This window comes from Streptomyces cirratus (assembly GCF_014650775.1).
Taxonomy (GTDB): Bacteria; Actinomycetota; Actinomycetes; order Streptomycetales; family Streptomycetaceae; genus Streptomyces; species Streptomyces cirratus.
In genome coordinates this window covers 159,267-182,727 of sequence record NZ_BMVP01000012.1, presented here as the reverse complement: position 1 = coordinate 182,727, position 23,461 = coordinate 159,267, and the positions used below count along the sequence as shown (strand labels likewise).

The 23,461-nt window shown below is 74.5% G+C and carries 17 protein-coding genes; 10 read left to right on the top strand and 7 right to left on the bottom strand.

Annotated elements, in window-relative coordinates; genetic code table 11:
• Positions 1-24: 24 nt before the first annotated feature.
• From IE207_RS25400 to IE207_RS25375, 6 genes are read left to right on the top strand one after another with little or no spacing between them, the layout of a single operon-like run.
• Positions 25-375 carry an acyl carrier protein gene (locus IE207_RS25400; RefSeq protein ID WP_190186613.1) on the top strand — a complete coding sequence of 117 codons (351 nt, stop codon included), beginning with the start codon at positions 25-27 and terminating at the stop codon, positions 373-375.
• Positions 375-3,341, top strand: a complete 2,967-nt coding sequence (locus IE207_RS25395) for a type I polyketide synthase (RefSeq protein WP_190186612.1) — start codon at positions 375-377, stop codon at positions 3,339-3,341. The genes IE207_RS25400 and IE207_RS25395 overlap by 1 nt, the downstream gene beginning before the upstream one ends.
• The gene (locus IE207_RS25390; protein ID WP_190186611.1) at positions 3,338-4,372 is read left to right on the top strand and encodes a 3-oxoacyl-ACP synthase III family protein; all 1,035 of its coding nucleotides are present in this window, start codon (positions 3,338-3,340) and stop codon (positions 4,370-4,372) included. The genes IE207_RS25395 and IE207_RS25390 overlap by 4 nt, the downstream gene beginning before the upstream one ends.
• A 7-nt stretch (positions 4,373-4,379) precedes the next feature.
• Positions 4,380-6,311 (top strand): HAD-IIIC family phosphatase, encoded by a 1,932-nt coding sequence (locus IE207_RS25385; protein ID WP_190186610.1) that lies wholly within the window; start codon positions 4,380-4,382, stop codon positions 6,309-6,311.
• Complete coding sequence (locus IE207_RS25380; protein WP_190186609.1) at positions 6,298-6,537, top strand: phosphopantetheine-binding protein; 240 nt, start codon at positions 6,298-6,300, stop codon at positions 6,535-6,537. The genes IE207_RS25385 and IE207_RS25380 overlap by 14 nt, the downstream gene beginning before the upstream one ends.
• Positions 6,534-7,388 (top strand): 4'-phosphopantetheinyl transferase family protein, encoded by an 855-nt coding sequence (locus IE207_RS25375; protein ID WP_190186608.1) that lies wholly within the window; start codon positions 6,534-6,536, stop codon positions 7,386-7,388. Before IE207_RS25380 ends, IE207_RS25375 begins: the two co-directional genes overlap by 4 nt.
• Before the next feature lie 41 nt (positions 7,389-7,429).
• Here IE207_RS25375 and IE207_RS25370 read toward each other — a convergent pair whose 3' ends face one another.
• Entirely contained in the window at positions 7,430-8,467 is a 1,038-nt protein-coding gene (locus tag IE207_RS25370) for a LuxR C-terminal-related transcriptional regulator (RefSeq protein ID WP_190186607.1), read from the bottom strand.
• Positions 8,468-8,708: 241 nt separating this feature from the next.
• Here IE207_RS25370 and IE207_RS33845 point away from each other — a divergent pair, with 241 nt between their 5' ends.
• Entirely contained in the window at positions 8,709-8,831 is a 123-nt protein-coding gene (locus IE207_RS33845; protein WP_268250206.1) for a hypothetical protein, read from the top strand.
• A 25-nt stretch (positions 8,832-8,856) separates the two neighbouring features.
• Here the strand turns inward: IE207_RS33845 and IE207_RS25365 are convergent, their stop codons facing one another.
• Positions 8,857-9,585 (bottom strand): 4'-phosphopantetheinyl transferase family protein, encoded by a 729-nt coding sequence (locus IE207_RS25365; protein ID WP_190186606.1) that lies wholly within the window; start codon positions 9,583-9,585, stop codon positions 8,857-8,859.
• A 304-nt stretch (positions 9,586-9,889) separates the two neighbouring features.
• Between IE207_RS25365 and IE207_RS25360 the strand changes: the two genes are divergently transcribed.
• Together IE207_RS25360 and IE207_RS25355 are read left to right on the top strand one after the other, a co-directional pair.
• Entirely contained in the window at positions 9,890-10,735 is an 846-nt protein-coding gene (locus tag IE207_RS25360; protein WP_229873959.1) for a metallophosphoesterase family protein, read from the top strand.
• Positions 10,736-10,881: 146 nt separating this feature from the next.
• The gene (locus IE207_RS25355) at positions 10,882-13,581 is read left to right on the top strand and encodes a helix-turn-helix transcriptional regulator (RefSeq protein WP_190186605.1); all 2,700 of its coding nucleotides are present in this window, start codon (positions 10,882-10,884) and stop codon (positions 13,579-13,581) included.
• A gap of 90 nt (positions 13,582-13,671) precedes the next feature.
• Here the strand turns inward: IE207_RS25355 and IE207_RS25350 are convergent, their stop codons facing one another.
• Positions 13,672-14,598 carry a hypothetical protein gene (locus IE207_RS25350; protein ID WP_190186604.1) on the bottom strand — a complete coding sequence of 309 codons (927 nt, stop codon included), beginning with the start codon at positions 14,596-14,598 and terminating at the stop codon, positions 13,672-13,674.
• A gap of 96 nt (positions 14,599-14,694) precedes the next feature.
• Positions 14,695-15,522 (bottom strand): hypothetical protein, encoded by an 828-nt coding sequence (locus IE207_RS25345; protein WP_190186603.1) that lies wholly within the window; start codon positions 15,520-15,522, stop codon positions 14,695-14,697.
• Between the two features lie 291 nt (positions 15,523-15,813).
• Here IE207_RS25345 and IE207_RS25340 point away from each other — a divergent pair, with 291 nt between their 5' ends.
• Positions 15,814-16,770 carry a polyprenyl synthetase family protein gene (locus tag IE207_RS25340; RefSeq protein ID WP_229873958.1) on the top strand — a complete coding sequence of 319 codons (957 nt, stop codon included), beginning with the start codon at positions 15,814-15,816 and terminating at the stop codon, positions 16,768-16,770.
• Between the two features lie 4 nt (positions 16,771-16,774).
• On the opposite strand, the gene IE207_RS25335 is transcribed toward IE207_RS25340, so the two are convergent.
• The 3 genes from IE207_RS25335 to IE207_RS25325 form a co-directional block, all read right to left on the bottom strand.
• The gene (locus IE207_RS25335) at positions 16,775-18,499 is read right to left on the bottom strand and encodes an AMP-binding protein (RefSeq protein WP_190186602.1); all 1,725 of its coding nucleotides are present in this window, start codon (positions 18,497-18,499) and stop codon (positions 16,775-16,777) included.
• Positions 18,496-20,787 carry an ATP-binding protein gene (locus IE207_RS25330; protein ID WP_190186601.1) on the bottom strand — a complete coding sequence of 764 codons (2,292 nt, stop codon included), beginning with the start codon at positions 20,785-20,787 and terminating at the stop codon, positions 18,496-18,498. The genes IE207_RS25335 and IE207_RS25330 overlap by 4 nt, the downstream gene beginning before the upstream one ends.
• 68 nt (positions 20,788-20,855) lie before the next feature.
• Positions 20,856-23,456, bottom strand: coding sequence for an AfsR/SARP family transcriptional regulator (locus IE207_RS25325; RefSeq protein ID WP_229873957.1), 2,601 nt, complete (start codon positions 23,454-23,456; stop codon positions 20,856-20,858).
• Positions 23,457-23,461: the final 5 nt, after the last annotated feature.

The window sequence follows — 23,461 nt, the reverse complement described above, 5'->3', positions numbered from 1 at the left end:
CCGTACGCATTGAAGGAGACCACGATGACCGTTCCCAGCGCCCTGACCAACACCCACCCCACCACCGCGGGCGGCGGCGTCCTGCCGCACGAGTGGCTGATGGACCGGCTCTCGCTCTACCTGCGCCGCGCGCCCGAGAGCATCGACCCGGGCGTACCGCTCGCCGAGTACGGGATGGACTCCGTGGCGGCGCTCAGCCTCTGCGGCGACCTGGAGGACGAATTCGGCCTGGAGGTCGAACCCACCCTGCTGTGGGACCACCCGACCGTGACCGCCCTGGTCCGGCACCTGGAGCAGGTCCTGCCGGCCATCCCCCCGGCCGCCGGCGCGGGCGCCCTGTCCGCCGCCCTGGCGCCCGCGCGGGACCAGCGCTGATGGGGGACATCGCCATCGTCGGGATCGACTGCACGTTCCCCGGGGCGGCGGGCGTGCAGGCGTACTGGGACCTGCTGATGCGCGGCGGGAGCGGCACCGGCCCGGTCCCCGCGCAGCGCTGGGAGGCCAGGGAGTTCCCCGCTGTCTGCGGCAGCGGCGGCTTCATCGACGACGCCGATGTCTTCGACAGCGACTTCTTCTCCGTCGCCCCCCGCGAAGCCGCCGCCATGGACCCGCACCACCGGCTCCTGCTGCCCTGCGCGTGGCGGGCGCTGGAGGACTCGGGCCGGGCCCCCGGCGAACTCTCCGGCACCGAAACCGGGGTGTTCGTCGGGGTCATGGGCGGCGAGTGGGGCCGGCTCACCATGAGCGACCTCGCGCGCGTGACCCCGCTGCTCGGCGCGGGCAGCAGCGCCGGGATGGCGGCCAACCGGATCTCCTACCACTTCAACTTCACCGGACCGAGCCTCGCCGTCGACACCGCCTGCTCGTCCTCGCTCGTCGCCGTCCACCTCGCGGCCTCCTCGCTGCTCACCGGGGAGTGCGACACCGCCCTCGCCGGTGGGGTCAACATCGTCCTGTCGCCCTCACTGGGCCTGGTGTACGAACAGCTGGGCCTCGCCGCCGGCGACGGGCGCTGCAAGCCGTTCAGCGCGGACGCCGACGGCATCGGACGCGGCGACGGCGTCGGCCTCGTGGTGCTGCGCCGGCTGGACGACGCGCTCGCGGACGGCCAGCGCGTCTACGCGGTGCTGCGCGGCAGCGCCGTCAACCAGGACGGCCGCAGCAACGGGGTCATCGCCCCCAACCGCTGGTCGCAGGAGCGGGTGCTGGCCTCCGCGTACCGGCGGGCGGGCACCACCCCCGACCGGGTCGCGTTCGTCGAGGCCCACGGCACCGGAACCGTACTGGGCGACGCCATCGAGTGCGCGGCGCTCGGCGCGGTCCACGGCGTCGCGCGCGGGACGCCGTGCGCGATCGGCTCCGTCAAGGGCAACCTCGGCCACACCGAGGGCGCCGCGGGCATCGCCGGACTGATCAAGACCGCCCTGGCCCTGCACCACCGCATCGTGCCCGCCAGCCTCCACGCCGGCCGGGAGAACCCCCGGCTGCGGCTCGGGGAGCGCGGCCTGCGGCTGCTCAAGTCGCCGATGCGGCTGCCGCGCGGAGAGAGCCTCGCCGGAGTCAGCAGCTTCGGCATGGGCGGTACGAACGCGCACGCCGTGCTGGCCACCGCGCCCCGCCCCACCGGGGCGCGCACCCCGCGCGCCGTCGGGGCCCGCACGGCTCCGGGTGCCGTCGGGGTCTTCACCGTCAGCGCCGACACCCCCGAGGCCCTGCGCCGCAACCTCGCCGCGCAGGCCGAGGCGGTGGCGCGGCGCCCGCGCGGCGCGGCGGCCGCCCTGTGCTGGAGCAGCAACCGGATCAAGACCGGGCTGCCGTACCGCTTCGCCGCCACCGTGCGCGACGGCGACGAGCTCGTGGACGCGCTCCGCGAAGCGGCCGGGCACCCCGACACGGCGGCGGGCGCCGCCCGCCCCTGGGGCCGGCCCGTCGTGGCCTTCCTCTTCACCGGGCAGGGCACCGAGTACCCCGGGATGACGGCCGGGCTCCACCGCGAGTCCCCCGCCTACCGCCGCCACCTCGCGGAAGCGGACGAGGCCCTCGCCGGCCACCTGGGCACCTCGGTGCGCGAGCTGATCCTCAGCGGCGACGACCGGGTGCACCGCCCGGAGTTCGCCCAGCCCGCGCTGTTCGCCGTCGGCTACGCCCTGGCCCGCACCCTCACCTCGCTCGGCATCACCCCCGCCGCCGTACTCGGCCACAGCCTGGGGGAGTACGCGGCGGCCGTCACCGCGGGCGCACTCGAACTCGGCGAAGCCGCCCGGCTGGTGGCCCGCCGGGGCGCCCTGATGAGCGAACTGCCCCGGGGCGGCGGCATGACCGCAGTCGCCGCCGGACCCGGCGAACTGGCGGAACTCCTCGCACGGGAACCCGAGGTGGTGGCCGCCGCGCTCAACGGCCCTGCGGACACGGTGCTGTCCGGCCCGCTCGACGCCCTGGCCCGGATCGCCAGGGAACTGGACCTCCGCGGCGTCAAGGCCAAACCCCTGCCCGTCGCCCACGCCTTCCACTCACCCCTGCTCGCCCCGGCAGCGGCGGACCTGCGGACGCTGGCGGTGCGCTGCGCGCCGCCAGCGCTGCCGCTGGCCTCGACCCGCTACGGCCGGATGCTGCGCCACGAACCGATGGACGCCGACTACTGGGCGGACCAGATCGAGGAGCCCGTGCTCATGGACACCGCGCTGGGGGCGCTCGTCTCGGACATCGCCCCGACCCACCTGATCGAGATCGGGCCGCGCAGCCAGCTGCTGGATATCGCCGCCCGGGGCGGTCGCGCCGCAGGGGTGGAGTTCCTGCACCCCGCCCCCGGCGGGGCCGCGACCGGCCGCGAGCTCGCCGAGACCGTCGCCGCGCTCCACCGGTGCGGGCTGGACCCGCGGTGGGAGGAGCTGTACGAGCCCGCGCACCGTGTGGTGGAAGCCCTCGCCCCGTACGTGTTCTGCGCCGACCACCGCTACTGGGACCGGCAGGCCCCGCAGGCCGGCCCGGCGCTCTCCGATCCGGCGACCGAGACCACGACCGCACACGTGACCGCGCACGCGCCCGAACCGGTTCCCGCGCCGGCCGCGGCCCGCGTCGGCGACGACGACCCGGTGCTCCTGGCCGTCGTCGAGGCCGTCGGCGAGGTGGGCGGCTACCCCAGGGAACGCGTCGTGCGCGAAGCCCGCTTCCACGAGGACCTCGGCTTCGACTCGGTGATGATCATGCAGCTCAAGAACCGGGTCGAGGCCCGGCTGCCCCGCGTCGGAGAGGTCTCCGTACAGCAGATGCTGCCCGCGCTGCGCTCGGTCGGCTCGCTCGCCACTTTCCTCGGCGACGTCATCATGGCGAGGTCGGCATGAGCGCGACAGCCGCCGAGCGCGGCACCGTCTACCTGGCCGCGACGGGCACGGCGCTGCCCGGAGCCCCCGTGGACAACACCGCGCTGGCCGCCCTGCTGGGGATCAGTGAGGAGTGGATCGACCTCTTCGTCGGCACCAAGACCCGCCACTTCGGCTGGGACCCGGCCACCGGGGAGGTCCGCGGAACCCTCGCCGACCTGTGCACCGAGGCCGCCGCGCAGGCCATGGACGGCTGCGGATTCGGCCCCGCCGACATCGAGTTCCTGATCCTCGCGACCGCCACCCCCGACACGCTCCTGCCGACCACCGCCGGCGAGGTCGCCGACCGGCTGGGCCTCGGACACCTGCCGGTCTTCCAGATCCAGGCGGGCTGCTCCGGTGCGATCCAGGCCATCGACCTCGGCCGTACCCTCGTACGCGGCGGACACCGGGCCGGCCTGGTCGTCGGCGGGGACGTCACCCACCGGTTCCTGTCGGCCACCCCCGAAGCGGCCCGTATGCCGCGCGAGGAACTGGTCAACTACGTCCTGTTCGGGGACGGGGCGGGCGCCGCGGTCCTCACGGACGAACCCGAGGGCGAGCGCGTCGCCGTACGGGCAGTGCTCAACTCCTGGACCGGTCAAGGACGTCCACCCGGCCAGCTCCTGGACTGGTACGGCACCACCGACCGCGACTCCGGCCGGCCGATGCTCGCCGAGGACTACAAGGCGATCGAGGAACACGTGCCGACGATCACCGCCGAGATCCTCTGGGAACTCCTCGGCGGCCTCGGCTGGGACCTCGACGACATCGGCTTCCTGCTGCCGCCCCAGCTGTCCGAGCGGATGACCGCGCGGATCGTGGAGGGGCTGCCGGCCACTTCCGCGCGGGAGGTCTCCTGCGTCTCCGAGACCGGCAACACGGGCAACGCCCTCCCGTTCCACCAACTGGACCGGCTCCTGCCCGATTTCACCCCCGGTTCGCGCGCGCTGGCCCTGTGCGTGGAATCCAGCCGGTGGTTCCGCGCCGGGCTCGCCCTGGAGAAGGTGTGAGGCACCGATGACGAACGCACTGGCGCGACTGCGCGAACTGCACGCGCGGGGGCTGCTGGAGAAGGCCTACGACCAAGTGCCGGCGCTCCTCGCGGAGGACGCCGGCCCGGTCGGTCCGGTCGGCCTCCCCGCCACCGCCGCCGCGGGCGGCGACCTGGCGAAGGCCGGCCGGCTGCTCGCCCGGCTCGACCCCGACGCCGTACTGGCACACCACCCGCACACCCCCGTCGTCACGGTGGCCGTCACCGGCCAGTCCACGGTCGGGCACGTCATCGACCCCCTCACGGGCGAACTGGCCCGCCACGGACTGCTGCTGCGGCCCGTGCCGGGCGAGTACGGCACCTACCTGCGCGACCTCACCGACCCCCGCAGTCCGCTGCGCACCCCAGCCCCCGACCTCACCCTGTGCCTGCTCGACGCCGAGACCCTGTTCGAGCAGGTCCCGGCGGTATGGCGGCCCGAGGACGTGGAGGCGGCCGGCGAGGAGGCGCTGTCGCGGTGCGCCGCACTCGCCGGCGCCGTCCCCGGCACCCTCGTGCTCAACACCCTCCCACTGCCCCGTACCTACAGCCGGCAACTGGTGGACCACCGCTCCCGGGCCCGGCTCGGGGCGGTCTGGCGGGAGTTCAACGCCCGGCTCCTGCGCCTGACCGAGTCCGCGGACCGGCTGGTGGTGATCGACCTCGAACCCCTCGTGGGCGACGGCGGCCCCGTCACCGACCCCCGGCTGGAGCGCTACGGCAAGGTGCGGTTCGGTGCGGAGCTCCTCGCCGCGTACGCCCGCGAGGTCGCCCACCTGGCGCGCGCCGTACGCGGCCTCGTCCGCAAGTGCCTGGTGCTCGACCTCGACCACACCCTGTGGGACGGAGTCCTCGGCGAGGACGGGCCCGACGGCATCGCCGCGGCCGGCACCCTGCGCGGGGAGGCCTTCGGCGCCTTCCAGAGGTGCGTGCGCCAGCTCTCCTCCCAAGGGGTGCTGCTCGCGGTCAGCAGCAAGAACGACGAGGAACCGGTCCTGGAGGTGCTGCGCGGCCACCCGGACATGACCCTGCGCGAGCAGGACTTCGTCCGCATCAACGCCAACTGGCGGCCCAAGGACGGCAATCTCCTCGACATCGCACGAGTGCTGGACCTCGGCCCCGACGCCCTCGTCTTCGCCGACGACTCACCGGCCGAGCGGGCCCGCGTACGCCACGGCGCGCCCGAGGTGGCCGTCGTACCGCTCGACGACGAACCGGCGCTGCACGTGACCCGGTTGCTCACCGACGGCTGGTTCGACACCCTGCGCCTCACCGACGAGGACCGCGCCAGGACCGGCGAGTACCACCGCCAGCGCGAGCGCCGGGCCCTGCGCCAGGCCGGCGCCTCGCACGAGGAGTTCCTGAGGGCGCTGGAGGTCACCCTCGACCTCGGGCCGCCCCGCGGTCACGAGTACGCGCGCCTGTCCCAGCTGAGTCTGCGCACCAACCAGTTCAACCTCACCGGCGGCGGCCTCCCGGAGCCGCGGCTGGCCGCGCTGGCCGCCGACCCGGACCGGCTGCTGCTCGCCGCCCGCACCGCCGACCGGTTCGGCGCCAACGGCCTGGTCGCGGCCGTGCTCGGCACCTTCGAGGCGGGGGCGCTGCGCCTGGACGGCATGTGGCTCAGCTGCCGCGTGCTCGGCCGTGACATCGAGCGGGCCGTCCTGGCGGTGCTGCTGGCCCACGCCCGCGACGACCTCGGGCTGTCCGCCGTGACCGCCCGCTACGTACCCACCGCACGCAACCACCGCGTCCGCGACTTCTACCCCTCCTGCGGGTTCACGGAGCGGCCCGCTCCAGCAGGACGCGAGGACATTTCGGTGGAGTTCCACCATGATCTGACGCGGGTGCCGGCCGTCCCCGGGCACGTGCGCGTCACCGCGACCCTGGGGAGAAGGCCGGCGGATGAGTCTCGATAACGTCGACGTGTTCCTTCGGACGGTCCGCGACGACCTCGGCCTGGACCTCCCCGATCCTTCGGGCGCCGACACCGCACTGGTGGACCTGCCCGGCTGGGATTCCCTCAACCTGCTCCGGCTGGTGGCGCTCCTGGAGGAGTCCGGCCACCGCGTCCCGGTGCACCGCCTGCTGGAGGCGCAGAGCCTGCGCGACATCCACACCCTCGTGAAGGAGTACCGCCGATGACCGCCCCGGGCAGTCCCACGCTCGGCCCCCCGCTCGGCGAGCCGGTGGCGCTCGCTGCCGGGGGCACGTCATGGGACCGGGTCCGGGAGGACCTCGCCACCCACGGAACGGCCCTGGTCTACGCGTGGCTCGAGGACCTGGAGCCGAGCCTGCCGTCCGGCGACGGGCTGCGCGAGCTGCTCGGCCGGGACTGGACGCGCTTTCTGGACCTGACGCACGCCGACGTGCGCAACCGCTACATCGCCTCCCGGATGCTCCTCAAGCACGCGGCGGGGGCCGTGCTCGCCAGCGATCCCGCCGACCTCGAACTGGCCTACGGGCCGACCGGCCGGCCGTACCTGCGGGGCTGCGACCAGATCGACATCAGCCTCAGCCACACCGAGGACCTGCTGCTCGTCGGCCTGACGACCTGCGGCCTGATCGGCGTCGACGCGGAGCGGGCCGACCGGGAGATGTACGGCGGCGGCCTCGGCCGCCACATCTGCACGCCCTACGAGTCGGTGCTGCTGTCGGGCATGCCGGAGGCGGAGCGCAACGGCGCGCTGGTGCGGCTGTGGACCCTTAAGGAGGCGTACAGCAAGGCCATCGGGCAGGGCATGCAGTTCCGGTTCACCGAGTTCGGCTTCGGCCCCGACGGCAGGCCGGTGCGCGTCCAGCGGCCGGACGGCACGGCGGGCACCGGGGACGAGTGGATCTTCCGTACCTTCCCGCTCGACGGCGGCTACGTCATCAGCGCCGCCGTGTACGACGCGGGCTTCGGCCGGCTCCAGGACGCCCACGTCACGACGATGCTCGACCAGGACTGCGTGGACGCCATCACGGAGGCACTCGACGAGGACACGGGCTGGTGACCGGTCAGGCCGGGGCGGGTCCCGCCCCGGCGCGCGCGGGATCAGCCGGGGGAGGGGGCGGAATCGCCGGACAGCATCTCCTGGCGGGCCGCGTTGTAGCCGGCCTGGAAGCGGCTCGTGGCCTCGAGTTCCTCGGTGATGTCGGCGATGTGGCGGCGGCAGGTGCGCACGGACATGCCGAGCCGGCGCGCGACCATCTCGTCCTTGTACCCCTTCGCCATCAGCCGGATGATCGACCACCTCAGCTCGTCGGAGGAGGCGGTGGACCGCTGGGACTCCACCATGTAGGCCGACGCGCCGTCCCACAGGTACTCGAAGACGGAGCACAGGAACGCCACGAGCGTCGGCTCGCGCACGATCGCCGCGCCCGGCGCGCAGTCCACGGAGGAACGTTCAGGCAGGAAGGCGACCTCGCGGTCGTAGATGATCAGCCGGTCGATCACTTCGTCGGCGGTACGGATCTCCGCGCCGTGCCGTGTCACGTCGCGGACGTAGCTGCGCGTGGGCAGGTCGTTGCGGGCGGTGTGCTGGTAGATCGTGCGGATCCGCACACCCCGGGCGAGGGTGGACAGGGCCGACTCGCGGGCCTGGTCGAGGAGATCGGCCGGCCGCGCGCCGCCGGGCTGCACGGTGAGCAGTTCGCTCTTGCAGTTCTGGCTCAGGTGGTTGAGCATCGCCTGGATCCGCGTGACGTCCGTGATGATGTCGAAGGCCTCCAGCCGGTTGCGCAGCCTGCGGCCCTCGAAATACAGGGGGGTCAGCGACAGGAGCTTGGCACGCACGTCGGTGACCGCTTGCTGGAGGTCGCGGATCTGCCGCTCGGCCGGCGCCACCAGGGACGCGGCCGCCACGTCGGGCGTGACCGGGGTGAGTTCGGCGGGGTTGCCCGGCATCGACTGCAGCAGGCGTACGCCGCGGAGCACGCGCTCCACCCGCTCGATCTCCTCGGGCGTCAGGGACAGCTGCTCGGCGACCTGTTCGCGTACGAAGCGGCCGGACTCGACGGCCAGCCCGTACGCGGTGGCGCTGACGTCGTCCAGCTCTGCGAAGCCTGAATCCGGGCCCTCCCCTGTGAACATCTCAGCCCCCACTGATCGATGTAATTGCTGCCACGTAACTTTACGCCAGCGTGGGCCTCTTGGCGTGAATGATCGATGTCGAGCACTCTATTCGCATCACCCGGGGTCACCAAAGCCGGAAAATTCGGACAGGTGTGGGTGCTCGGAACCTGATCTTCAACTGGGGGAAGGCGTGAGGGTAATTTCCGGCAAATTCTCTGCCATGTGCTTGACCGTACTCATCGGTATAGTCCTGACGGTCATGGGGGCGCAGTTCATGTCCGGGACCGTCGTGGTGAACGCGTTAAGCCTGTCGGTCTCGATCACGGGGAACACCGGCATCACCGGCGCCCCGCAGGTACCCGAGGACGACCGCTGGGGGTGATCCCGCAACGCCGTCGGCGACCCGGTCAGCAAGCGCTCCCCGCAGGGCACAAGCGGGGGGCGCTTCGTCGTTGCGGGGCGCCCGCGACGACGGGCCGGGCGGCCGGTACGGCGATGGCGCTGAGCAGGACTCCGTCCGCCGCGGACCAGCGGCCGCTGAACGCGTGCGGCGCGGCGGCCGAGAGGGTCTCGGGATCCGGCAGCAGCCGGGCGCGGAACGTCTCCTCGGCGGCGTCGATGCTCACCACGGCGTCGGTGAAGTCGAGTTCCTGTCCCGTCAGCGGGAACCACGTCTTGTAGACGGCCTCCTTGATGCTGAACAGCAGCCGGTCCCAGGCGATTTCGGGCGCCGCTCGGGTCAGCTCCCGGTTCCAGCGCAGCTCCCTGGGCAGCGCGATCGACTCCAGTACCCCGTCCGGCAGGGCGGTGTTCGTCTCCGCGTCTATGCCCACCGCCGCGAACTGCGCCGAACGGGCGAGGGCCACCCCTCGGAACCCCGCGCAGTGTGTCATGGACCCGACTACCGAGGGTGCCCACTGCGGGGCACCGCGCCGGCCCGGCACCACCGGCGCCGGCGGCAGCCCCAGCGAGTCCATTGCCCGCCGGGCGCACCAGCGGACGGTGCCGAACTCCAGCCTGCGCTTCGGTACGGCGTTGCGGATCAGGTTCTCCTCCTCCGGGTAGAGGAAGACCTCGGCAGGATCGGCGGTGGCCTCGGCGGTGGCGACGTTCGCCGGCAGGAGCTTCGTGAGCACGGCATTCCCTCTGGTCGCGGTATCGGTGCCGGCCGGGGTCGGCCTGACACCTCCACGCTCGCGCCACCCCCGCCGCCGGGGCCAGGAACAGCGGCCCCGCCCGGCCCGATCGGGCCCCGGAACGCCGCCGGGCCGCCAGTCCACTGCCATTCGCGCGCCCGCGCGGGCGCCCCCTGCCCCGACCCTGGCACGCCCCGGACCGGCATTGCCATGCGCCTGCCATAGCCCGGTGTGGAACCCCGGACGGCAATTCAGGGGCCCGGCAGGGGTGTCGCGTGCGCCCGAGCCCGTCCAAACTCACGGAATGCCGCACGGAAACCTCATGGGCATCAGCGACCTTCATGTCGCATTCCCGGAGAACCGCAGGATCGTCGAGGAGCTGTATCCCGAGAGCCCCGCCGATTGGCTCGTCATCGCCGGCGACGTCGGAGAGTCACCCGAAGACCTACGGTGGGTGCTCCAACTGCTCACCAGGCGATACGCCACGGTCATCTGGGCACCGGGGAATCACGATCTGTGGACGCTGCGCGACGATCCCCGGGGCCTGCGCGGCGAGGCGCGCTACCGGCTGCTCGTCGAGATCTGCCGCTCCTTCGGCGTGCACACGCCCGAGGACCCCTACCCCGTGTGGTCCGGCCCCGGCGGACCCCTCGTCGTGGCGCCCCTCTTCCTGCTGTACGACTACTCCTTCCGCACCCCGTCCGCGGTCACCAAGGAGCAGGCCCTGGAAGAGGCCTACGCGGCCGGGGTGGTGTGCAGCGACGAGTTCCTCCTCCACCCGGACCCCTACCCGTCCCGCGAGGCCTGGTGCCGGGCCCGGGTCTCCCACACCGAAGGGCGGCTCGCCGCCTGCGACCCCGAGCTGCGCACGGTGCTCGTCAACCACTTCCCCCTCGTCCGCAACCCCACCCGGGTCCTGCGCCACCCCGAGTTCGCCCAGTGGTGCGGCACCGCGCTGACCGCCGACTGGCACGTGCGCTTCCGGGCCGCCGCCGTCGTCTACGGCCACCTGCACATCCCGCGCACCACGTGGCACGACGGCGTGCGCTTCGAAGAGGTGTCCGTCGGATACCCGCGCGAGTGGCGTACCCCCGGCCACCCCCGCAGCGTCCCCCGCCGCATCTTCCCCGCGGCCGTCCGCGGGGATTGATGCCTGGCAGCTTCCGGACACCGTGAGGAGCCGAATCCCGGCCTACACTGAGGCCTGAATTCTCGCTCACGCATTGCTCGATCATTCCTGTATCCGCATTCGTTCATTTCGCCGGACGTGCGGACCGGGGACACTGGGGGACTCTTATGGTGTTGTTCCGCCGTGCCGAGGAACTATCCCTTGCCCATGCGCAGATCGAAGGCTGCGCGGAAGGGAACGCCGGATTACTTCTCATCGAAGCGGCCGTCGGCTGCGGGAAAAGCGAATTCCTCGAAACCGTCGCCGGACACGCCCGTTCCCGCGGCTGCGTCGTACTGCGCGGTATGGGAACGGCGGCCGAAAAGGGCGACCCGCTGGGCGTCCTGCGGCAGCTGACCGCCGACGCCCCCGCCGGAGCGCTGGCCCACCCGCCGCAGGCACCCGAAGCGGGCCGCGTCGAGGCCATGCAGGCGTTCGCCCTGTCCGTCCGCGAACTCAGCGCCGCCGCGCCCGTGGTGATCTGCGTCGACGACCTCCACCACGCCGACGAACTGTCCACCCGCCACCTGTTGCACCTCGCGCGCGGCAGCCGGCAGGCCCGGATCCTCCTGGTGTTCACCGAGTCCCTCCACGAACGCGGCGCCGACCCGCTGCTGCGCACCGAACTGCTCCGGCTGCCCCACTTCCTGCGGCTGCGCCTCGAACGCCTGCGCCCCGAAGCGGTCCGCGCGATGCTCCCCGACCGCGCCGAAACGGAGACGGACCGGCTCTACCAGGCCAGCGGCGGCAACCCGCTGCTGCTGCGCGCGCTGCTCCAGGACCCGTCGGCCCGGCCCGGCGACGCCTACACCCAGGCCGTACTGACCTGCCTGCACCGCTGCGGGGCCGTCACCCCCGAACTGGCCGAGGCGATCGCCGCCCTCGGCGCGCTGGCGAGCCCCGCGCACATCGCCCGGCTGAGCGGAACCACCGAGACCGCCGCCGCCCGGGCCGCCGCCGCCCTCGACGCCGCCGGTCTGCTCGACGGTCCGGGCCTGCGCCACCCGGCCGCACGCGCCGCCGTACTGGACCGCATGGACCCCGCCGCCCGCAGCGAACTGCACCGCCGTTGCGCCCTGCTGGCCCGCGCCTGCGGCGCGCCCGACACCGAGGTCGCCCGCCAGCTCCTCGCCGCCCGGCACACCGCCGAGGACTGGGCCCTGCCCGTACTGCGCTCCGCCGCCGACCAGTACCTCGCCGACGGCGCCCCCGACCGGGCGGCCGCCCTGCTGCGGCTCGCCCACGAAGCCTGCCCGGACGACGCCCGGCGCGCCGACATCGGCATCAGGCTCGCCGCCGTCGCCGCACGCACCGACCCGGCCGCCGCCGAACGTCACCTCCTGGAACCCCTGGCCGCGCTCGCCGAAGGCCGGCTCGAACCGCGCGCCTTCGGCCCCCTCGCCCGCGTCCTGGCCGCGCAGGGCCGCATCGACGAGTCGGCCGCCGTACTGGAACGGATGGCCGGCCCCGACGGACGGCGCCCCGCCGCGCCGCTGCGGCCCGGCGAGGTCCCCGGAGACGATCCGCTGGACGGCCTCTCCGCGTTCCCCCAGTGGGCCGCGCCCGACCGCACCGCCCTTCCCGGCCGGGGCGCCCCCCTCCCGGGCCGTCCCGCCCGGACCGTCACCCACCCGGCGGCCCTGTGGACGCTGCCCGCGGAGCCGCAGGAGGCCTCGGCCGCCCACGCCGCCGAACTGTTCCTGCGCGGCGCCACCCTCGCCGAAGGCACCGTCGAACCCGTGGTACAGGCCCTGCGCACCCTCCTCCACCTGCACGGAGCGGCCCGCGCGCTGCCCTGGTGCGAGGGGTTCGTCCGGCAGGCCCGCCAGCGCGGCGCCACCGGCTGGCAGGCCGAGTTCGCCGGGCTGCTCGCCGAGGCGCGGCTGCGCCTGGGCGACCTCACCGGCGCCGCGGAAACCGCCGAAGGAGCGCTGCGCGCGGTCCCCGAGCGCGGTGGCAGCGCCCTGCTCAGCGGCGTCGCCGGCACCCTGGTGCGGGCGTACACGGCCATGGGCCGCCCCGAGGCGGCCGCGGCCGTGCTCAGCCGGCCCGTCCCCGACAGGCCGGGCGGCAGCGTCCACGGCCTGAACTACTTGCGCGCCCGCGGCCAGCACGCCCTGGCCACCAGCCGTTTCCACGCCGCGCTCGGTGACTTCCTCGACATCGGCCGCCACATGAAGCGCTGGGGCCTGGACCGGCCCCGCGTGCTGCCCTGGCGGGCGGACGCGGCGGAGGCCCTGATCCGGCTCGGCGAGACCCACCAGGCCGAACGGTTCCTCGCGGACCAGCTCACCACCCGGGACGCCGACGACCCCTGGGTGCGCGGCATCTCCCTGCGGCTGCGCGCCTCGCTGCGCGAACCGAAGGAGCGGCAGGCGATGCTGGCCAAGGCCGTCGACGAACTGCACCGCTCCGGCGACCAGTACGAACTGGCCCGCGCCATGACCGACTTCGGGCAGGTCCTGCGGGAACTGGGCGAACCGGCGCGCGCCGCCATGGTCAACCGGCGTGCCTGGCACGTCGCCAAGGAGTGCGGCGCCGAAGCCCTGTGCGTGAAGATCCTGCCGGGCCACACCGGCGACAGCCCGGGCCCCGGAGAAGGCGCCGACGGCCCGGACGCCGACCTCGTGGCGAGCCTCAGCGACTCGGAGAAGCGGGTGGCCCTGCTCGCCGTACACGGCCACACCAACCGGGAGATCGCGCAGAAGCTCTACATCACCGTCAGCACGGTGGAACAGCACCTGACCCGCGTCTACCGCAAACTCGACATCCCCGGCCGCCAATCCCTCCCCGTCGACTTCCACCTGGGCGTCGCCGAACTCGTCTGAGCCGGAGGCCGTCCGCGAAGGCCGCGGCACGAACACCCCGGCCCGGGGTGGGGTTCGAATCCCACCCCGGGCCGGGGTCAAGCATGCGGCCTACTGCTGGCTGTCGCCGGTCACGAAGTCGATGAGGACCTCTCCGGTGGCCTTGTGGAGCACCAGGGTGGAGTCGTACGCCCCGAAGGAGAGGTAGGCGCCGTTCCGGCCGTACGTCTTGGTGTCCCAGATCGCGCCGCCCTTGCCCTCGCCGCCGTCCTTCTTGTAGGTGACGAGGTTGCCGTCGGTCTGCATCCGGGTGTAGGCGCCGGGGCTGTAGTTCCAAAAGCCCCGCCCGTAGTCCTTGCCGCGGTAGAACACCGCGAAGTAGCCGCGGTTGTCCTGGGCCAGGATGGAATTGGTGGCCGACATCCAGGTGCCGCGCTCCAGGTTCTGGCCGCCGGAAAGGGTGTTGTTACCCACCTTCCAGGTCTTGGTCGACCAGCTGGCGGAGTTGTTCGCGCGGTAGACGACGAGGTTGGCGTCGTCCTGGAAGTCGAGGTGGCCGTTCGGGTTGCCCCAGGTGCCGGAGTTCCACAGGGCCCCGCCCTTGCCGGGACCGCCGTCCTTCTTGTAGATGACGAAGTTGCCGTCGGTCTGGAAGACCGCGTACGCGCCGGTGTTGCCGTAGGTGCCCGAGGCCCACAACTCGGCGCCGGCCTTGTGGTCCAGGACGAGGTTGCCGTCCGGCTGCATGAACAGGTAGCCGTTCTCGGTCTCGATGTACTCGTTCGAGGCGAGCACGTCGCCCGGCCGCAGCGAGACGGTTCCGGCCGTCGCGGCGAGGGCCGTCGCACGCTGCTGGTTCTTGGCGGCGGCCTTGGCCGGGACGCCGCCGTGGGGCTTCTTGGCCGGGACCTTGACCGTGGTCGTGCCGGTGGTCTTGCCGTCGGCGGCCTGGGCGACCGGGGCGACGAGCACGCCGGCCGAGACGGCGGCGGCGATGAGCGCGCCGGTCCAGGCGGCACGCTTGCGGTTGAGAGTCATTCCTACCCCCCATGAGGAAGACAAAGAGTTGAACGCGTTCGATTCAACGGAGATCAGTTTGTACGGGCCCTGCACGAAAGGCAAGCCGATATCGGCTCAGTCGGTGGTGCCGCTCTGCCACAGGACGGCGTCGGAGTTCGCGGTCACGAGCACGAGGTTCCCGTCGGGCCGGAACACCAGGCGGGCACCGGGGTTGTTCCACGTCCCGGTGGCCCACAGGGCCCCGCCCTTGCCCTCGCCGCCGTCCTTCTTGTAGACGACGAAGTTGCCGTCCGACTGCATCCGGGCGTACGCGCCCGGTCCCCAGGTGTTGGTGGACCAGCGCTCCCCGAGGGTGTTGCGGTCGCGGATGCTGAGCTTTCCGGTCCGCTCCATGGCGAGGATCGCGTTCGGGCTCCAGGTCCAGTTGCCGGAGCCGATCTGCCAGGTCGCGTTCACCGTGGTGTCGACCATCCACGTCCCGGTGCTCCAGGCGGCCGAGCCGTCCTGCCGGTAGACGACCAGGTTGCCGTCGGACTGCAGGTCCAGGCGGGCGCCCGGGTTGCCGTACGAACCGGCGGCCCACAGGGCCTTGCCGGCGGCCGAGTACACGACCAGGTTGCCGTCCTGCTGGAACGTCACGGTCGCGCCCGGGTTGCCGTACGTGCCGGTGGCCCACAGGACCCCGCCGGAGACGTGCTCCAGCACCAGGTTGCCGTCGGACTGGAGCGCCAGTACGGCGTTCTTGCTGCGTGCGACCTCGCCGGCGCCCCGCGAAGTGCCGGGCTCGAAGGCCTGGGCCGCGGAGGCCTTCGGGGCCGCCGGGGCCGGGGCCGCCGGGGCCGGTGCGGCCTGGGCCGCGGACGGGGCCGCGAGTACCCCCGCCGCCAGTGCGGCGGCGACGAGGCCGGTGCGCAGAGCCGTGTGCTTGCGTATGACTGCCATGGTTCCCCCCATATCAGTGGTGTCCTGCTGCCGATCGGCCGTCGGGCCGATGGACCACTGAGATTGCCATGGCCCGCTGACAGCCCTGCGCGGAGGGTCACGGAGGGGAGGTGGAGGGGCATGGCAAGGTCATGGCAAGCCCGGGGTCCGGGATGGCACCGGGTGACAGACAACTGGCGGGCCGGGCCACCACCTCCCCCCGGTCCGCCTTCTGTAGCGTTCCTCGATGGTCCCCTCGAGCGGTGTCGGGGAAAGTCGTTCATGAGGCCGTAGCCCACCAGGGAGGGCACCATGACGACACCGACCGACCACCAGCCGTGGCGCACGCTGACACCCGCACAGGTGCGCGACGCCATGCTCGACCGGGTCGAGGAGCGACTCGCCCGGCTGCTCGCCGAAGAGCACCGGGCCCGCCGCACCCGCGATCCGCGGAGCGCCGTACTGGTGGCGGGCGTCGCCGAACTCGTGCAGGCCGGCGCCGAGCGGGCGCACCCCGTCATCTGCCTCACCGGGTACCTCGCCGCGGGCGGTGACCCGGACGGCGAGGACGCCGTCGCCGCGGCCGCCGCGCTGGAACTCCTCGACACCTGCCTGATGATCCGTGAGGACGTACGGGACAACGCCCCGTTGCGGCGTGGCATCCCCACCCTGCACATCAGCCACGCCGCCGAGCACGAGCGCAACGGCTGGCGCGGCGAACCCCGCCGGTTCGGGGAGGGCACCGCCGTACTCGCCGGGGACCTCGCCCTCGCCTACGGCGACCGGCTCGCGGTCCGGCTCCCGTACGAGGCCTGGCAGTGGTGGGACGAACTGCGCACGGAACGGGCCATCGGCGCGCACGTCGAGGCCGCGGCGGCGACGGAGTACCTCGACGACGCCTGGCCCGGCCAATGCGTCTCCGGCTGCGGCAGCGGCTGCGGCGCCGGCTGGTACGGCCTGCGCCACGCCCTGCTCATCGGCGCGGCGCTCGCGGGCCGTGCCGACCTGCGCGAGGCCTACGAGGAGTACGCCCGGGCCCTGCACGGGGCCTGGCGCATCCGCGGCTTCCTGCGCGGCGGCCCCGGCTTCGGCGGCGACGCCCAGTTCCTGCGCGACGTGTTCTTCGACGAGCGGGCGCGCGCCGGTGCCGAGGAGACCATCGCCGCACTCCTGGAGCGCGCCGACGCGGCGGTGGCCACCGCCCCCCTCGCCCCCCACTGGCGCACCGAACTGACGGCGTTCGCCCGCCGCGTGGCCGGCTGCGAATAGCCCTTCACACCGTGTCCGGCGCCGGCCGGGGCCCGCCCGGGCGCAGGCGCGCCAGCCAGCCCCGCAGCGCATCGCGCCGGACCCGGCCGTGTTCGTCGCGGGGCAGCGCTCCGACGATTTCCAGCCGGGTCGGGAGGAAGGCCTCCGCGACACCCAGCCCCCCGAGGTGCTCGCGCAGCTCCGCCGTCCCCGGCGGCCGGTCCCGCGCGGCCGGGACCACCACCGCGCACGGCAGCTCCCCGTGCTCCGGATCGGTGTAGGCGACGACCGCGGCCTCCCGCACCCGGGGGTGCGTGAGCAGCCGCTCCTCCACCTCGGCGACGGGCACCATGAAGATGGCTCCCGTCCGCTCACCGGCCCGGGCCACGACCTTGACCCCTCCGTGCCGTCCCGCGGTGGCCCGGTCCCCGGTGTCGAGGCGGCCGTCGTCGTGCTCCCACGTGGGCCGCGGTGCCGCGGTGCCGTGCGGCCAGGTGGCCAGGCACACCGAGGGGCCGCGCACCGTCAGCGTCGCCGTCGTAGGGGCGGCCGAGAACTCCAGGCCCGTCAGCGCGCTGACGCCGTCCCGCCCGTGCGCGACGTCCCCGGAGAGGGTCCCCATGCCCAGCTCGGGCGCCCCCCACACGGAGAGCACCGGCACGCCGAACACCTCCCGCAGCTCGGCGGCCAGCGGTTCCGGGGTACTGGTGCGCCCGCCGGACAGCACCAGCCGCAGCCGGTCCGTCCGCCGCGGCCGCCGGCGCTGCACCGTGAGCAGCTCCGACAGGTAGGCGGGCTCGGCGTTGACCTGGTCGACCCCGGCCTCCGCCATCAGGTCCAGGCACCGGCCCGGGTCCCAGACGTCCTGGTAGACGCCGGTACCGCCGACCGCCAGCGGCCAGCACACCGTGTAGATCAGCGAGGCCAGCGAAGTGAGCGGCAGCGTACTGAGGAAGACCTCGCCCGGCCGGCGCCCGGGCCCCTGCGGCTCGTGCTGGGTGCTGATGTTGGCGTACAGGGTGTTGGGGGAGTGCACCACCGAGGTGTAGGCGTCCCGCAGCCCCATCACGCTGATCAGCAGCGCGGGCCGGTCGGCCCGGCCCGGGTGCGGCCCGGACAAACGGCCGGACGCGGTGCGCTCGTGCGCGGTGCGCCGGAAGTACGCCTCGAAGTCGACCGCCCCCGTCGCCGCGGCGTCCCCGATGACGACCCGGTGACGCAGCCACGGCAGCCGCGGCGCCAGGTCCGCGAGCGCCTCCGCGTGCGGGAACCCCTCGCAGACGTCGGGCACCACGCACACCCGGGCCCGGGTGCTGTCCAGGATCCGCAGCAGCCCGTGCGCCCGTACGGTCGGCAGCACCGGCACCGCGACGGCCCCGGCCCGCAGGCAGGCCAGGGTCAGCGCCGCCGTCTCCCACCAGTTGGGCAGTTGGAGGGCCACCGGGTCGCCCGGTACCACCCCGAGCGAGTGCAGGGCTGCGGCGAACCGGTCGACGTACGCGGCGAGGCGCCCGTAGCCGATCGTGACCCGGCGCCGGTCCGCCGGCCGGTGGGCGCGCTCCGAGACGATCGCCGGGCGCTGCGGCGCGACGGCCGCCGTGCGGTACAGGTCGTCCAGGAACGTCTGCGGCCGCCACCAGCCGGCCGCTCGGAACCGGTCGGAGACCTCGTCGGGCGGGCCGATGTCCATGGGACGGGCCGGGGTGGGACCGAGGCGGCCCACGGAGCCGAACACGCCGGGACCGGTCATGCCCATCGGCCCACCGCCCCGGCGACCTGCACCCGCGACGTGCAGCCGAGGCGCCGCATCACCTGACGGACGTGGTTGACGACGGTCCACTCCGAGATGTCCAGGCGGGCCGCGATGTGCCGGTTCGTCAGACCCTCCGCGACCAGCAGCGCCACCTGGACCTGGCGGGGGGTCAGCGACTGCGCCTCGGCTGCGGCCGACACCACCGGGCGCCGTGAGGGCCCGGGTGCCGACAGCGCCTCCGCCACTGCCGTCGGCGCGCTCATCCGCACCCCCTCGGCCCAGGCCACGGCGAAGTCCGTCCAGTCCAGCCGGGCACTGAGCTCCGTACGGGCCCGCTCGGCCTCGGAACGCCACTCGTCGGGCACCTGCGCCCCCGTCCGGCCGCGCAGGGCGTCCGCCGACGCGAGCAGCCGTACGCACCGGGGCCGCTGTGCGGGCGACGTGCGCAGCAGCAGGAGCGCGAACTCCTCCAGCAGGCCCGGAAGTTCACTGAGCTCCCCGATCTCCCCGTACAGCCGCAGGCTCTCCCGCAGGGCCCGGTCCGCGCGCTCCGGCTCCTCTCCCTCCAGGGCCAGCGCCGCCGAGATCCGCAGCGCACCCGCCAGGCCCCGCCCGTCCCGGATCCGGCGGAACGCCTCCTCGGCCCGTTCCAGCAGCTCCAGCGCCTGTCGCCGGTCCCCGTCGGCCCGCGTCACGGCGGCCAGGGAAGCGGCGGCTGCCGCCGCGCCCCGGGTGACGCCCATCGATTCGAGAGCGCTCAGCGAGGTCACCAGCACCGCCCGGGCACCGGGAACATCACCCGCTCGCAGCAGGGCCGCGCCCAGGTGGGCGGAGACCAGCGCGTTCTGCCGCCGGTCTCCCACGCCCTTGCCCAGGGAGAGGGCGCGCCGGTGGCGGCGCACGGCCTCCTGCGGATCGCCCAGGGCCAGTGCGAAGACACCGGACATGTCGGCCAGGCGGGCCCGTAGGGCGTCCGTGAGCGCCGGTCCGCCCGGCTCGGCGGCCGCGTCGCACCACTCCAGGCCCTCCCGCAGCCGCCCCTGCGCCAGCCAGGGCAGCCGGCAGCCCAGCACCACCGCGGCGACGGCCTCGCCGTCACCCCGCTCCCGCAGCCGCCGCAGCGCGGCCGACACGTTGTCCGCCTCGGCCGCCAACTCCCGTAGCCGGGAGGACTGTTCCGTTCCAGCGAGGGCGGGCTGCGCGGAGCCCACCAGCAGCCGGTAGTGCTCCGCGTGCGCGTCGAGGGCGGCGGCCTCGCCGCCCGACTCCACCAGCCCGTCCCGGCAGTACGAACGCACCGGCTCGGGCACGGCCAGGCGCAGCTCCCCGCGCTCCACGCCCACCACCGACAGCACGCCGCGCTCCAGCAGCGCCTCGACGGCGTCCTCGGCCGCCACCCCGGCCGCCGGCATGCAGAACCCCGGCTCGTAGACGCTCAGTTGCCGCAGCACGCCGGTCGCCGCCGGGTCCAGGCCGCGGCAGCTCCACTCGGCGAGGGCGGCGAGTGAGCGGTGCCGCTCGGGCGCCCGCTCCGGTCCTCCGCCCAGCGCCGTCGTACGGCCCCGCAGCCGGGACAGCAGCAGGTGGGGCGGGAACAGCCGCAGTCGGCGCGCCGCGAGCTCCACCGCCAGCGGCAGGCCGCCGAGCAGGGTGCACAGCTCGACAACGGCCCCGGCGTTCTCCAGGGTCAGCGCGAACGACGGATCCGCGTCCCGGGCGCGCCGCACGAACAGGGCGACGCCGGGCACCTCTTGCAGTTCCTCGGGGTCGGCCGCCGCCCGGGGACCGGGCGCCGGAACGGGCAACGGGGCCAGCGGCAGCAGCTGTTCCCCGTACACGCCGAGCGGCTCCAGCGCGGTGGCCAGCACCACCACCCGAGGGTCGGCCAGGAGCGCCGTCGCTGCCCCGGCCGCCGCCGGGCGCGCCGCGTGGTCGCAGCCGTCCAGTACGACGAGCACCCGCCCGGTTCCGTCGGGCAGCGGCCCGGCGGCTTCGAGCAGTGCCGCCGCATCGCCGTCGCCGGCAACGTTCACCGCATCCGCCGCATCCGCCGCATCCGCCGCATCCGCCGCATCCGCCGCGTTCAGCGCGTCCACCAGGCTGACCGCCGCGAACTCCGCGCCGGTCTCCCGCACGGCCTCGGCCGCGAGCACGCTCTTGCCCACGCCGGCCCGTCCGGTCAGCGTCACCAGCCGTACCGCCGGGTCCCGCAACCGCTCGCACAGCGCGGCGCCTTCCAGCTCCCGGCCGACCAGCTCCGTGACCGGCCCCAGTGATACCGACATGGTTCTCCGAACGTCAGGGGCGGGCGCCCCGGCGGGGCGCGTACCCGGTGGTCGAGCAGGACGGCCGCTCATGAGCGGACCGGGACCGGGTGCGGCCGCGGGTGCAGCCGCCACAGGCCCGGCCGGACCTCCACGGGACCCCGGGGGCCGGCCTCCGCGGTGGTGCGCAGCGCCCGCAGCGACCGCCGCGCGTACACCTCCAGCCGGTGGTCCCGCAGGGCGCCCGCCAGCTCCAGGCACTCCCCGAACCACGCCCGGGCGGTCTCCGGCTCCTCCTGCGCCAGCGCCAGCAGCGCCCGGGCCCGGCTCGCCTCGTACCGTCCCCGGGCCCGGCCGGGACCGGCCAGGGCGGCCAGCGCCGGCTCCAGCAGGGCGGCGGCGTCCGTGGCCGCCCCGGCGTCCAGCCGCAGCTCCGCCAACCCCACCAGGGCGCGCCCCGCCTCCTCCTCGGCGCCGGCCGCGCGAGCCAGGTCCAGGGCCCCGTCGTACAGGTGGCGGGCCCGCTCCATGCGCCGGTGCTGCCAGGCGAGGTCCCCCAGCGAACGCAGCATCCGAGCCTGTGCCACCCGGTCGGAGCACCGCACGGCGGCGTCCAGAGCCAGACCGTAGGCGGCCTCCAGGTCCTCCCGTACCCAGCCGCCCAGCGCGTCCGTCAGCCGTACGGTCAGCTCCCACAGCCCCGCTTCGTACGCGGTGCGGGCCAGGTGCACGAGCCCGCGCCCCGCGGCGTCCGGTGCCCGGCCCGGCTCCGCCGAGGCGTCGGCGTACGCCCGGCACACGCGTTCCGTCGCCGCCCGCGCCACCTCGGGCGGCTCCTCCCGCGCCAGCAGCTCCGCCGCCAGCAGCCGCAGCAGCTCCGGCAGCCGGCAGCCGTCCCGCTCCAGCGCCACCAGCCGTTCGTCGGCCAGGGTCTCCAGCGTCCCCGCCGCCTCCCGCTCGCCCACGTCCAGCGCGGCGGCCGCCTCCCGGGGGCCGAACCGGCCGGGCGGCAGCGCGCCCAGCAGCCGAAAGGCCCGCCGCGCGGGCTCGGGACAGGCCGCGTACGCCGCGTGGAGGCGGCCCCGTACGTCGACATCGCCGGTCCGCAGCGCGTCGAGCCGTCCGCGTTCTTCGCGCAGCCGGTCCGCCAGGGCGGCGAGCGTCCAGTGCGGGCGGGCCGCGAGCTGGGCGGCCGCGGCCCGCACGGCGAGGGGCAGCCGCCCGCACAGCTCGGCCGTCTCCGCGACGACGTCCGGTTCGGCGGTGTCCGGCGCACCGGGGCCGCCCCGGCCCGTGAACAGCCCCGCCAGCCGGGGGACCTGCTCCCGGCTCCACGGCCCGAGCACCACCGACCGCAGGCCCGGCAGCCCGGCGGGCACCCGGCCCGCGGTGAGCAGTACCACCGCGTCGGGCGCGGCGGCCAGCAGCGGCCGCACCTGCGTCTCGGAGGCCACGTGGTCCAGCACCAGCAGCACCCGCCGCGGCCGGGCCGTCCCGCCGTCCGTTGCCGGCGTTCGCGCACCGGCGCCCGGCAGCCGGTCCACTGCCCGGGGCGGCCGTCCGTCGGCGCCCGGGCGCAGGTCCAGGAAGAGACGGCCGTCGGGGAAGGCGTCCGCCACGCGGTGCGCCGCCTCGACCGCGAGGGCCGACTTGCCCGTGCCCGGCAGACCCGTCACGGCGATCAGGCCGCCCGCCGGTGCGGTGCGCAACAGCGCCTCCAGCTGGGCCAGTTCGGCCGCCCGGCCGGTGAAGTACGGATCGCTTCCGGGTAGCACCGTGCCGGGCAGTGCCGTACCGGGCAGCACCGTGCCGGGCAGTGCCGCACTGGCCGGCGTCGCAGTGGGCAGCGCCGCACCGGGCGCGGCCGTCCACCCGGTCGGGCCGGACCCGGCGGTCGCCACCGACTCGCGCGTGCCCGGCTGCGACAGCGTCGGATCGCCCTCCAGGATGCGCCGCTGGAGCTCGCGGGAGACCGGCCCCGGCTCGATGCCCAGTTCCTCCACCAGGGTCTGCCGCAACAGCGTGAACACCCGCAACGCCTCCGCCTGGCGCCCGCACCGGTACAGCGCCACCATCAGATGGGCGTGGAACTCCTCGTGCAGCCGGTGCTCCGAAACCAACTCGTGCAGCTCCGCCAGGACTTCGCGATGGCGCCCCAGGTGCAGCTCGGCCCGGACCCGCTCGTCCAGCGCCGTGACGCGGGCCTCGTCCAGCCGGACGGCGGCGCCGTCCAGCACCGGCCCGTGCGGGGTGTCCGACAGCACGGGTCCCCGCCACAGCGCGAGGGCCTGCCGGTGGAACTCGGCAGCGGCTGCGAAGTCGCAGGCGTGCAGGGCCCGGTGGCCGCGCCGGGTCAGCTCCTCGAAGGCCGTGGTGTCCAGCGCCCGCGCCCCGACCCGCAGCACGTAGCCCGGACGGCGGGTGACCAGCGCCGCCCCGCCGTTGTCCGGGTCGGCGCCGCGGAGCGCTTTGCGCAGGTGGGACACGTACACCTGGAGGGTCGTCGTCGCGGTGCGCGGAGGCGCGTCCGGCCAGAGCTCGTCGATGAGGGTGCCGACCGACACCACCTCGTTCGCGCGCACCAGCAGGGTCGCGAGCACGACCCGCAACTTCGCGGCCTGCGGGGCGTACGACGTCCCGGGATCGGCCTCGGCGCAGACCTCCAGCGGCCCCAGAATCCGGAAGAGCATGCCGG